General features: G+C 33.2%; 8 protein-coding genes. 1 reads left to right on the plus strand and 7 read right to left on the minus strand.

Going from position 1 to position 13,076, the window contains the following annotated elements; translation table 11 throughout:
- Positions 1-512: 512 nt before the first annotated feature.
- A complete protein-coding gene (locus tag ACP7AQ_RS10600; RefSeq protein WP_426095425.1) occupies positions 513-5,489 on the minus strand; it encodes a LamG-like jellyroll fold domain-containing protein in 4,977 nt (1,658 codons plus the stop codon).
- An 805-nt stretch (positions 5,490-6,294) separates the two neighbouring features.
- On the opposite strand from ACP7AQ_RS10600, the gene ACP7AQ_RS10605 reads away from it, so the two are divergent.
- Positions 6,295-6,555 carry an RMD1 family protein gene (locus ACP7AQ_RS10605; RefSeq protein WP_426095551.1) on the plus strand — a complete coding sequence of 87 codons (261 nt, stop codon included), beginning with the start codon at positions 6,295-6,297 and terminating at the stop codon, positions 6,553-6,555.
- 144 nt (positions 6,556-6,699) lie between these two features.
- Here ACP7AQ_RS10605 and ACP7AQ_RS10610 read toward each other — a convergent pair whose 3' ends face one another.
- The 6 genes from ACP7AQ_RS10610 to ACP7AQ_RS10635 form a co-directional block, all read right to left on the minus strand.
- Complete coding sequence (locus ACP7AQ_RS10610) at positions 6,700-7,311, minus strand: DNA polymerase ligase N-terminal domain-containing protein (protein ID WP_426095426.1); 612 nt, start codon at positions 7,309-7,311, stop codon at positions 6,700-6,702.
- A 54-nt stretch (positions 7,312-7,365) separates the two neighbouring features.
- A complete protein-coding gene (locus ACP7AQ_RS10615; RefSeq protein ID WP_426095427.1) occupies positions 7,366-7,731 on the minus strand; it encodes a hypothetical protein in 366 nt (121 codons plus the stop codon).
- Between the two features lie 218 nt (positions 7,732-7,949).
- The gene (locus ACP7AQ_RS10620; protein ID WP_426095428.1) at positions 7,950-9,533 is read right to left on the minus strand and encodes an MFS transporter; all 1,584 of its coding nucleotides are present in this window, start codon (positions 9,531-9,533) and stop codon (positions 7,950-7,952) included.
- Positions 9,534-9,537: 4 nt separating this feature from the next.
- A complete protein-coding gene (locus ACP7AQ_RS10625) occupies positions 9,538-10,590 on the minus strand; it encodes an HlyD family secretion protein (RefSeq protein ID WP_426095429.1) in 1,053 nt (350 codons plus the stop codon).
- Between the two features lie 36 nt (positions 10,591-10,626).
- Positions 10,627-12,063, minus strand: coding sequence for a TolC family protein (locus ACP7AQ_RS10630; protein ID WP_426095430.1), 1,437 nt, complete (start codon positions 12,061-12,063; stop codon positions 10,627-10,629).
- Between the two features lie 75 nt (positions 12,064-12,138).
- On the minus strand, positions 12,139-12,957 hold the full coding sequence (locus tag ACP7AQ_RS10635; protein WP_426095431.1) for a helix-turn-helix domain-containing protein: 819 nt from the start codon (positions 12,955-12,957) through the stop codon (positions 12,139-12,141).
- Positions 12,958-13,076: the final 119 nt, after the last annotated feature.

The raw sequence follows: 13,076 nt of genomic DNA on the forward strand, positions 1-13,076 counted from the left end.
ATTGGGTTATTCAAGCTTTTTAAACACTTTTTTTTGACCTTTTCTTAACTTTATCTTTAACTAACTGATATCATGTTTTTTGAAAGAACAAGTTTTTTAAACAAATCTACAATCAAATACACCTTAAACTCGTTTTCTTGTCAAAATAGCCAATTTCACTAATGAAAGATTACCTTCATAAGCATTTCTTGGTTCAGCAAATCTTGATGAATTTAAACATTATTGCATTATTTGTAGCTCATCACTACGCTTTGCTTCATCAGATGTTACTTCAGTGCTATTATTCAAGCACAAAATTAAACTAACAAAGGGTTTTGTCCCATACATTATATTGTACTATTACTTTTTTAGTCCTATATATAAGGTAACATAATATATCGTGTGGAAGTAATTTTAAAACTAATGGCGTTCGTGGCAATCAATCTTAATCTTAAAAAAATAGTCGAATATATCTCTTTAAATCCTTATCATCAACTATTTTTTTACTCTATGGAATATCATCGTGAAAGCCACTATTGCTTTATTATTTTTTTACTGATTACACCTTTATCAGTAAATATTTTTACTATGTAAACACCACTTTGTACATTGAAAGGAATTTCCACTGTATTACCATTTGGCACCTTTTTAAGAATACTTAGCTGTTGACCGACGATATTGTAAATTGAAACTTCTATAATATCTACTGATTGATTTTTACTAATAACTAATTTCTTTTTGATTTCATTATTGTAAACAATTATCATTGATTCAGGAAATTCATTCTCGCCTGTTCCAAGTGCTTTATCTATTTGAAAAGTTAATTCAAAACGAGAATTATATGTTCCTGCGGATAAATTAACAGCTGCAGGTTCTTTAGTAATATCATAGTAAATTGAAGTTTCCTTATCGTGAATATATACATTTTGATTTGCGGGTAAAAATTCCGCAGTATCAATGACAAATTGAACATTACCTGTTATATCTGTTTTTACTCCTAGTAGATACGATTTAGTAACATCGAATGAACCAACACCTTGAATAGTATATTCGGCATTATCAATCAAAAAATATACATCATTTTTTTGTGTGTCAATCTGATAACCATCATAACCTCTATCCACTCCATCAGTCGCCAGATCATTCATGAATCCGATTAATAACTGTCTGTGATAATTATTTGCTGTGTTAAAACCTAACCTGATTTTTGTATTATAGTTATTATAAATTACATCATTACTATTGTCTTTAAAGTGGTCAATTATAGCTGTTTTATCTTTCTTTTTTGGCACCATTTTAAATAATGTATTGGAAATTGGCAGAGACAAATCGTCAACATCATTTTCCTTTACAAAAGCCCGTTGATTATTATTAAAAATAATTGGTACAGCTCCAACAATCCCTAGTTTTCCTGCTACAAAAAATCCTTGACCAACCGGGATATGTTGGTATGATAATTTAGTACTTACCCCTACACCTGCAATTCCTGCTGGAAAAACTGGAGGCGTTCCTCCGGTTAAAGTCAATGTAGCATAACCACCAGTATATCCTCCGACTACGTGAGTATTGTTGTCCGGAGAATGTTGCCAAAAATAAAGTTCTCCAGAAATAATGCCATCGATCGGGCCATCAATAGTGTTAATATTATCATTTATAAATTTATAGGCGTCTAAAGCCGACGGATAAGGATTACCTACCAAAAATAAGTTATCCGCCAAAACAGAATTACCTGTAATAAGGCCGTTGTAGGGTTTTCCTATAAATGTATAATTTTGAGTTAAAGAACTATTGGCATTTACAGCTCCTGCTCCTTTTAAAGTAAATCCTTGAGAAGGTAGAATTGTAGCGGTGCTTTCATCAAAATGTACCCAATCGGAATATTGTGTACCATTTTGAAATTTATACAACCAATATCTCGCCAGGCTTAAAGGTGCGGTACTTCCATCATATCCACTTACCCAATTAATATTTGCAGGAGTTGTTGTAGACCCATCTTTAAACACAGCATTTACGGTATATGCATTGTTGTTAGTAGTGGCATTTATTGGCCCTACGGGAGATGACCAATAATTATAATTATATTTATTAACAGTACCTTGTTGGTCTCTTTTTATAAAACCTTTACTGGTAGCATCCAGTTCACTATTTAGCGTCTGCACTAATTGAGAACGTCCTTTTAAATCAAGTAAACCATCTAATTTTAAATAATGTGAAACTTGAACCTTAGTATCATTATTTGCTGATAGCGTTTTATAAGTTGTGGCATCAGTACCTTCTACAAATAATCCTAAAACAGTTTTGTTTCCTATTGAAGTCACATTGTTTTTAATTTTAACGATATTTCCATTTACTGTCAAATCACCAGGAACTATAGAAACAGCATTGGGAATAGTTTGAATAGCACCATTTTTCCACATTGCTGAATTAGTTCCATTCCACTCTCCGTCAGCAACAGTTTCGTAAGGCAACGGTGCTGTTTGGGCATTTAAAAGCTGCTTGTTTTTATTTAAATATTTAATTCGAAGAAAATTGCGCTCATCTGTCAATCCCTCAACAGTTGTACCATAGAAAGCATTAAAATCATAGTATGCTTTTAGTGTCTTCCAAGTGATTGCTTTTATTTCATTGCTAGATATATTTTGAGGCAATACTTTTCCATTGGCGTTAAGACCAAATTTTTCAATTTCCTGATTCATTAAATAATTTATCTGATTGGCCGATAATGCCATATCCCATATGTTGATTTCGTCTATTTCTCCCCTAAATGGATTAATTATATTATTCTTATCAATATAAAGTGAACCAACGGAAAATCTGGAAAAATTAGGTGATGGATTTTGAAGGTTAAATTTAGAAAATTCTATCACACCATCTATGTAAAAGTCTGCTGCTCCTGCATAATACACTGCAACAATGTTATGCCATTTTCCATCAGCAATCGCAGTATTTGATTCAAATCTTAAAACGCCATCCCAATATGCTTCTACTTTATGTTGTGCATTTAAACGTAATTCTAAATTAACACCTTTGCTAATTATAGTCCTATTAGCAGTACTGCTCCCATCATTTCTTAACCAACAACCTATTGTAAATGAACCGCTGTTAAGGTTTAATGCATATTCTCCCACCAAAAAATCTTTATCAATTGTATTGGCAGTGCTGTTTACTAATTGTTTAGCTTCCTTTTTAAGTGCCTTCCCAAAAGTAAAATACTTAATACCATCAAAATCATACCATGTTTGATACGTTTCGCTTCCCTCTTTGTTTAATATTGCAACTCCAGCTGCAGTCTCATTCCTTTTTAAGGGAATTATATCAATGATATCACCATCTCTAAAAAGAGGATTATCACTTACAATTAAAGCATATTCTTCAGTTACAAGTCTTGGAAATGCACCAAAACTACTAAATGCATTACCCGGAATACTTATAAATACATTTTCAACATCGCCGTTAACGTCACTTTTAGTTTCAACAATTTTCCATTTTTTATTGATTCGAGTTGTCGAGGTAGTTAGTTCTGCTGCTAATGTTGTTACATTGGGAAATGCCACTGCTGTATAAGCACCTCCATCAGACCCCCAAGCTAAAAAATCGCGATCTTTTTTAAACTCATTTATATTAGCATTGTTAGTTGTCGCAATAACTCCTAAACCTATAGTTACTTCATTGGGATCATTACTGCTTTTAGACTGCTTTTGATACAAATCAGAAGCAACATCCTTACCAATTCCGGTAATGTTATAGTTGTAACCGCTATTAGCATTAACGTCCCAAATAATAGTTCCCCCTGAATCGAGATAATTTTTACTGGTTCCGTTTACTCCTAAAGTGATACCATATTTTATGGCAAGGTAGGTTTCAATCTTAGGACGATTGGCATCAAGCACACGTGAAGCGTATGATATTATCTCCGCCACTCGGCCGTTAAGGGTTCCATTAACAGTGCCGCTATTTATATTTTTTCCAATATTATAAGGAGTTCCTTTCCAAATATTAGGTGTTACGCTCGTATCGTTGTAACCCAAATTAGAATAGGACAAACTGCTTGTTACAGATCCTATAGCATTAGTATTAAACAATAAATCAACACCATCTGAAGCTGTAGTCGATTTATTTCGTGTATTAATAATCCCTGCTTTAGAATAATTTCCAACATTGTCTGCTACACTATAGAAACTTCCACTATTATTTTGCCATTGACTGAACCATAATCTTTCATTTGCAAAACGTGTTGTAAAATCACCAAAACCAATCCCCGTGTGCTCGTTTGCAATAATTGGATAATTAGGATTTGAAGCAGAAGTACCAGAAATAATAGTCATTGGCAAAGTTGTTCCGTCGACAGCAACATCCGGTTCCATGACTATAAAAGTTTCATGAGTATAATATCCGTTGTCTGTGTTATACATAAATTGATTGCGTGATGCGGTATTTTCGAACTTTACAACAGGATTAAAATTAATGTTAGCACTTTCCGCATCAACATAAGTCGGTTGATTAGCAACGGTAGTTTGTGCAGCATCTTTCCCCATTGATCCCAAATCTCTCCATAGTGGAACACTGTAATTAGTACTCAAACCTATAGGCAAAGTAATTCCTCTGGTAGATTTAAGCCACAACCTAAAGTCTGGATTTCCTCCTCCTGGCCCGGTTACGCTTGGATTAAATCCTTCGCCACTTATGACAAAAGTATAAGGACTTTTTGTAGCATCATTACTAGGAATTGAAATTATAGCCGATTTAATTCCTGGAGATTGCGGCTGAAAAAGCACCACAAAATATGATGCTCCACCAGGCATAATAACATTAGAAGCAGCCGTACCAACAGCCGAAGGATAAGGCGTTGGTTGAACTATTATCATAAAATTAGTTGAAGGCAATCCCGTTGCAGGATTATACCCAAAACATGTTAATGGATTAAGTGTTAATGGACAAGTACCTGTATTAGTAATTAAAAAATTTCGCGTTGTGTTTGCACCAACTGTTACTGTGCCAAACAAAGTACCATTAGACGATGTGGAAACAGTTTGTCCATTGGGAACAGGTTGCGTCGGCGTACCTCCCAAAACAGAAATGGAAGGAGCATTCGTATAGGTTATTATAAAATTAAAAATTGGATAAATTTTAGAATTAGAATTAATAGTAACTACAGTTGACTGAGGCGAAGAATTACAGGCAAAATTATTTTTTCTTATTTTAAATACGCTTTTTTCACCTCTTTTTATATTGAATTGCGAAGCATTAGAAGATATTATAAAATTGGAATTGCTTAAAGTAACTCCCGGGTTTGACAATACCATTGAAGGATTCCCGTTTCCATCAGGCACGTTAGTAATTGTAAATTCAATTTCAGTAGAGGAACCAAAACTAACCGTGGAGTTATAAGCGATATTAATAGCCGGATTTCCATAACTCACATTAATCACTTGATTCCCTTGAGAAAAAAGTAACAAAGACGAGAAAAGTGCAAATGCAACTAATAAATTTTTAAGGTAATTTTTTCTCACTGTGGTATTTATTTATTTGTACAATTATTAATTATTTTGTGCCCTAAATTAAAAATTTCATTACAAAAAACAAAAATAAAAACAAAAATAAATCGACCATCGGCAATATTTATCGATTAAGTACAATAATTTGGTGCTTTTTAGTTGGAAATCAAATATTTTAACTATTTATTTACAAGTTTACATTCGGTTGATAGTTTAGTTATCAGGCATTTACGCAAAAAAAATTTTTTATCCTCCGTATTTAGGCTATTTTTTATATAATTTGGAAAAATTTAAGTCAATTTCTTTTAATATTCACTTGGAGTGATTTTAACATATAAAAGATGTCAAAAGAGAGCAGCAAACAGCTTTGTAAATCAATCAATTCTAGTTACATCGCTCTAAAATTTCATCAAATTGGTATGAAGAAGTTTGATAATGACAATTTGAATTAAAGCTTTTCAAATTAAAGAATCTTTTAATATTAAGAAATTTCGCAGGTACTTTATTGCCTAAATATATTCGGGATCTTTTTCCACAGAATTTTATGCAATGGAAAATTCCGAGCATTATTTGTATGTTTTTGACTGTGGTGTATTGGTTTTACCTAACTATGATTCGGCTGCCAAGAGTGAATTGATACGTTTATAAAAATTACGCGAAGAATTGGGTGAATTTATATTTATTCGAAGAATACCAAATTGACACTGATGATAGATTGTAAAAAATAATTATATGATTATTTCCCAAATTGACTCTATCTGTATTATCTATTGTGATGCGCAATATTGGTCAATCTGTAGCATTATATTAATACGAAGTTCTGACTAATACATTAATTACATCGTCAAAACACTATATTCTAAAATTGGAACGACGCGGAAAACTTGGTATTTCAAAAACCAATTTACTTAAAGACATTGGTAAAGTTCTAAATGTAAAAAATAGTATAGAAGAAAATTTATACATTCTGGATCTCCCCAATTTAGTGAGGGAGAGCGAGGAACTGAATCTCTTTAAACGACATCTGAAGGTCAATTTTGATAGTGTTACCAGATTTAAAGACTTGGATAGCCGTCTATAAATCGTAGAAAAAATATTTCCCTTTTTACGGATGTATTTAATGTGAGGGAAAGTTCCCGTCTGGAATAGGTTGTAATTATATTAATTGCACTTAAACTTGCAATCACCTCATTTTTTTATTAACATTTAACTATCATTTTAGAAATTATTTATCAAAAGCCTCCAAAGTCAAATTAGAAATCACCGATTTATTTTCTTCTAAAATATCGCTTTCAACAGCAAACTCATCCTTTTTCTTTATCAAAAGCCAAGTACTTTCCTGTTTGGTTTTTAATTTTACCAGCGCAAATTCCCCTTTTAATTTTTTTCCCTTAAGAATAAAACTAAGGTGTCCCTTTTGTAAATGAGATTTTAAAATAGTTTCAATTTTATGTTCATTTTGTTCATCAGCCAAAGTATATGTTCCGTTATCCCAAACGATAACCTTTCCTGCTCCATAATTCCCCTCTGGAATAGTCCCTTCAAAATCCTTGTAATTGTAGGGATGATCTTCTACCATAATCGCAAGCCTTTTGTCAGCGGGATTCATAGAAGGCCCTTTAGGTATCGCCCAACTTTTTAACACACCATTTATTTCCAATCGAAAATCATAGTGCAAATGGGAAGCTGCATGTTTTTGCACCACAAAAACAAGTTCCTTTTTAGATTTTTCAATTTTCCCTTCAGGTTCAGTTGTAGAATCAAAATTGCGCTTTAGGTTATATTTATGCAAAGTCATACTAGATGATTGAATTGAATGGAAATTTATGCTACTCATATTCTGTAACAATTTATAAAAGCGACATTTTAAAAAATTAGCTTTTAAACGGTTTTAACTTTTTTTCCCATCATTCTCATCCAGATTACTATGATTATCCCCTCCAATCCCGTAATGGTTGTTTTCTTCATCCTCACTTCCTACATCCTCAAGATCATCGTCTAATTCAGAGCCCGGAATGTCTAAATCACCACCCGAAACATCCTGTTCAAAATCTTTTTCATTCAGTTCACTGACATTATCGATTTCAACGGGCACTTTATTTTTCGATATATCTTCCGGGTCGATATCCGATTCTTTTTTCAATTGGTTATAAATATCCTCGCTTGGCGGATACAAAAGAAAACCCGGTACTTTATTTTTATCTTCGTTTTCCAGTTTTTCTTTAGCAGAACCTGATTTGTCGTTACTTTTTTCCATTTTACTGTTTTATTTAATTGATTTACAACACACTAAGTTAATCATTTTTTAATAAATATCCTTTTATAAATAGTAAAAAACATGAAATTACAGAAGAATTTTACAGAAAGAAAAGAGATTTTGAAAACCTTATTGAATTAGAAAAAACTATGAAGAATCAATAATTTAATATTAAAAATCATTCTGATAAAAGATTATAACAAACTATAGCCATCTTTTTAATTACCCCAAATTCTATTTTTGAAAACGTCAAACGTTTTCCTTAAATGCTGATTAAGCAGCAGAAAAATAACGACAATAAGCATAAAATAACCCATGGTGGTAAAAATTTCCATATTGGACAATAATATCGATTGTTTTGAAACCGAACTTATAATTTGTTTCATCGCTAATTTATTGGAATCATCCAGCGTATATCCTTTAGCTACGAAATTCTTGGTGAGTTGTTCGACACGCCTTTGTGTCTCCGGACTTTCGGGAAGAACAAACTGTCGGAATTTTGTAAAATGCGTACTTTGCAAAAACCATCCTGTGTTTTGAATAATCGCAAATCCCATTATACTTCCCCAAAAACGGCCTGCGACTCCTACAATTCCGGCAAAAGGAGCATAATGTTTAGGAACAGCCGATACGGTGAACAATACTAACGGAACAAATATTATCCCGACCGCGACTCCCTGCAACATATAAGGAATAGCGATATCCGCCAACGCGGCATCAGGCACAAAAAGAAAGGTAAACCAGAAATGAAATACGGCAAAGAGTGAAAATCCCAATATAAAAATATATCGCGAAGCTAAAGATTTAGCCAGAAATATTCCCGTAAGAATCATTCCGGTTACAACTCCTATCATATTCAGATACTGCACATGTGCTACTCTGGCAGGCTCCCAGTTCCAAACCACATACATTGTACTGTGACAAATATTTAAGGTCGATCTGACAATATAAAAGACTACGGACAATAACAATCCGGTTCGTAAATTTGCATACTGAAAAACTTTCATGTCAAAAGTAGGGCGGGTAACCAGCATTTGTCGGGCGATAAAAAAACCTCCTGTGATTAAGGCGACAATAAGCGCAACTATAATTTGGGATGATTCAAACCAATATTTTTTTTGACCATAAACCACAAAATAACTGCCACATATGATGGCGGTAAGCACAAGAATAAAACTGGCCCAATCTATTTGATACAACGGAATTTTTTTATAATATCGATTGTTATTGAACGTAATCATAACCAAAGCCACGCACACAATTTGAAAAAAAGCCGAACCTAAAGCCATATATTTCCAATCGTAATTTTCAAGCAACCAAACCGCAATATTCATTATAAAAGTTGAAGCCAGCATCAAAGCTCCATAATTAAGGGAAAAACCAATAATCACGGCATTTTTTGACTTAAATCTTGAAATCAAAAATAATCGCAAAGGCAAAACAGGCAACGCCATCAAAATCCCTTCGACCATTCTTAGAATAATAAACAAAGAAAAATTTTCCGTGTAAGCTGTTAAAATAAAGGTTAAGGCTGCCAGACCGTAAATGACTAGGAAATATTTTTTGGTTGGGAAAAACTTAAAAAACCTACTTTCAATGAGTAATGTAGCCAAAAAAGTCCCGTAAGTAACACACATAGAAAACTGCAAATCTTCGACTTCCACATCCAAAAAACTCGCTGCATACGTTACATTAGAAGTGTATACTCCCAATAAAACCATGGAATGCAGCATGCAAAAAAATATAATAGCAATAATAGCCCAATTTGGAACCCAGGATTTAAAAATACTTACTTCTGACATCTGATTATTTGTGTTCGGCTATAACCGTAACATTCATACCGGCTCTAAGAAAGTCCGTTTGTGCATCACTTACTTTTAATTTTATTCTAACCGGGATTCTTTGTTCTATTTTTATAAAATTACCCGTAGCATTATCAGGAGGTAAGAGCGAAAAACGTGCACCACTGGCAGGAGATAGTGACTCAATAATCCCGGTAAATTTTCTTTCTCTAATTGCATCTGCTTTCATTGTAACTTCTTGTCCAACAGATAAAAACTGCAGCTGCGTTTCCTTGAAATTAGCTGTAATCCACTTTTCCTTGCTAACGATAGAAACTAAGGTCTGTCCTTCTTTTATCATTTGTCCCGGCTGAATCATTTTTTTTCCCACCCAACCATCATACGGAGCGGTAATTATGGTGTAAGAAAGAAACAAAGTGGCATTGTCAGCAACCGCTTGTTTGGACTGAATTACCGACTGAGCCGCTGGGATTTTAGCGGAAGCTTCAGTAGTATTTAATGCCGCCGATTGAATGGTGTTTGCTATTTCCTGATAATGTGCCTGTGCCAATTCATAATCCGCTTTTACTTTTTCAAGCTGTTGTTCTGTAGCCGCGTCCTGGCCTACTAATTCTTTGTAGCGATTGTATTCCAATTTTGTTTTCCAAACTTCCGTTTTTGCAGCTTGCAACTGAGCCTGTCTAACTGAAATTGTATTAAAAGTTGTTGCAACATTTTTTTCGATCACCATGCTATTGCTTTTTGCGTTTTCAAGATCTGCCAGTGCCATGTCTAAATGCGCTTTGTATTCCCTGTTGTCAATTACCAGCAGCGTATCACCTTTATGAACAAATTGGTTTTCATTATAGCGCACTTCTTTAATAAAACCCGTAATTCGGGCCATAATTGGTGTTACAAATTGATCTACTTGAGCATCATTAGTTTCTTCGTGATTTTTATTAAAAATATAAAACCAAATTCCTAAAACAATTCCCCCCACAACCAAAATACTGGCAATCAAGGTGATTAATCTATGAAATGATCGATGAGCTCTTGACGAATTCTGTACTTTTACCATATAAATTGGAAACTAAATTATATTAAATTGAAATTATTATTTATTAAGTAATCCTGCCGTATGGAGCAATTCATAATGTTTCATAGCAGCATCTATTCTAGTGGAAATTTTGTTGAATTTTGCCTGAAGCAGCGCGTTATCAGCGTCGACCATTTCCGTAATCAAGACCAATTGGTTCAGGTATTTTACTTTTACAATGCGATAATTTTCATTGGCTAAATCCAATGCTTTGTCCGTAACCGGCAGCTTATCCAGTATTTCCTGATATTGAGTATGATTTTTAAATACTTTATCCACCATTTCATTTTTTACAAGCTCTAAATCATTTTCTTGCAATTCCACTTTTAAATTGGCAACCTGAACTCTCGCTTTATTTTTATACAAACCAGATAAATTATAAGTAGCTTCCACTCCAATTTGTCCAATGGTGTAGAGATAGGGACGATTCAAAGTAAATAACATATAGTCGGGATATTTCAGATTATAATTTCCAAAGAAACTCACCTTAGGATAATAATTGCCTTTCACCATTTTTAACTCTGTTTTTTTTACGTCTACTTTCCTACTAGAAATACGCATTTCTTCGTTTTGAAGGGTTTCTTCAAAATAGAAATCATAGTCTTTCAATGGAGCTGTATCGAGTAATCCTGTTGTATCGATAGTAATTTCAGCCTCTTCTGGTAACTGCAAAAGAGTTTTTAAATCTTGAAGTGCAATCCTAATATTTTTTTTATTGGTTAATGAATTGAGTTCTCTGTCAGACAATTGCAGTTCAGAACGCAACACTTCATTTTTAGTAACGGTTCCAAAGGTTTTAAAAGCCTTCACTTCTTTTAATCGTTCCAGTTCTTCTTTTATACTTTCGTTAATGATTTTCTGGAGTTCCATCATTTTATAAATGCCCAAAAAAGTAGCGGTAACTTGCAACTGAATGTCATTTTGTGTTTTCTCTTCCTTGATTTTGGCAATTTCATTTTCCTCTTTCGACTTTTTAATCGCATTATTGATTCTGTTACCTGCATAAATCGGCATATCAAAATTTGTGACCGCATCATATATTACAGTTCCAGGTTGTGGAGTATAGGTATGTTTATCCGAGAAAAAACTGCCTTCGTATTCCGTCAGATCTGATAATCGGGAATACATTGCATTAAAATTAAGTTCCGGTAAACGAAGATCTTTTGTTACGGCAATTTCTTGTTCTGAAATACGCTGTTCTATATGAGATTTCTGAATGGTCTTATTATTTTCTTTAGCGATTTTTAAAGCATCATTTAAAGAAATAGCAGTAGTTGATTGCGCTTGCACTGACATTATTCCTTGAAAGAAGAGGAATAACAACAAGGCATTTTTTGAAAAATTAATTTTTGTTTGGCTCCAAAGAACCCTTTTTTTAAGAAACATAATATAGATAAAGGAATAGGTTGCAAAGTTCCCTAATTTAATCCATGCCTCAAAATCAACTATAGCCAACTATTTATCAATTTCAGACAAATACAAGTCTATGAAATTATTAGAACGATTGCAGAAAATGAAGGTTAAAAAAAATTACTTTTTTAATATTTCGATCCCTTTTAAATAATCAGAAGGGCGTTGTCCTAAAATCTTAAAAAATGTATTACTAAAGGTTGGAACACTATTGTAACCTACTGCCTGCGAAACTTCATTAACAGATAATTTTTTTTCAAGTAACAATTCAATTGCTTTTAAAATTCTTCGAATGGTAAAATATTGAATAAAGGACATGCCTAAATCTTTTTGGAACAAGCGATACAAAGAGCGCTCACTAAACCCAAATCGGTTGGCCAAATCAGAAAACATAATAGTTTCTCCCAAATTTTTATCTAAATAGATAATGATTTTATGGAGACGAATATCCTTTGGCAAAGGCAACGATAATGGTAAATTCGTAAGACATATTTCAGGCAGAATGGCTTTTATCGCGTTGGCAATAGTAAAATTTCTAGTTCCCTTTTTCAGGTTTCCATTCCATCGATTTGTGAAAAGCATCATTTGCAACAACAAATCGTTAATGGGATAAATACCTTCTTTTTCATAAAAAGAGTCTTCATCTAAACCTATTGGAAAATACAGATTGCGCATCATAACATCCTCAGAGTTGGGTTGAATACTATGTTTTACGCCTCCCGGAATCCAAATAAAATGACGTGCCGGAAGAAAATAAGTTTTGGTTTCCGTAGTAACGTGAACAATACCACCTTCAGAGTAAAGCATTTGTGCTTTTTCATGCTTATGGGTTGGAATCATTAATTCGCCCATTAAATCATGGTGGCAATAAATACTTTTTTTTTCGGTATCGACCTCTTTAATATAATATTTTTCTTCTAAAGCTTCAGATGAACCCATTGTGACTGAAATGAATATTTTTATGACTTATTAGGATATTTGTCCAATTCTTAATATTACTAAAATTGTATATGATTTAAACTAAAATATAATTATTGTTTTAAATCATTATCAAAACA

Source organism: Flavobacterium sp. DSR2-3-3, assembly GCF_049896585.1.
Lineage (GTDB): Bacteria > Bacteroidota > Bacteroidia > Flavobacteriales > Flavobacteriaceae > Flavobacterium.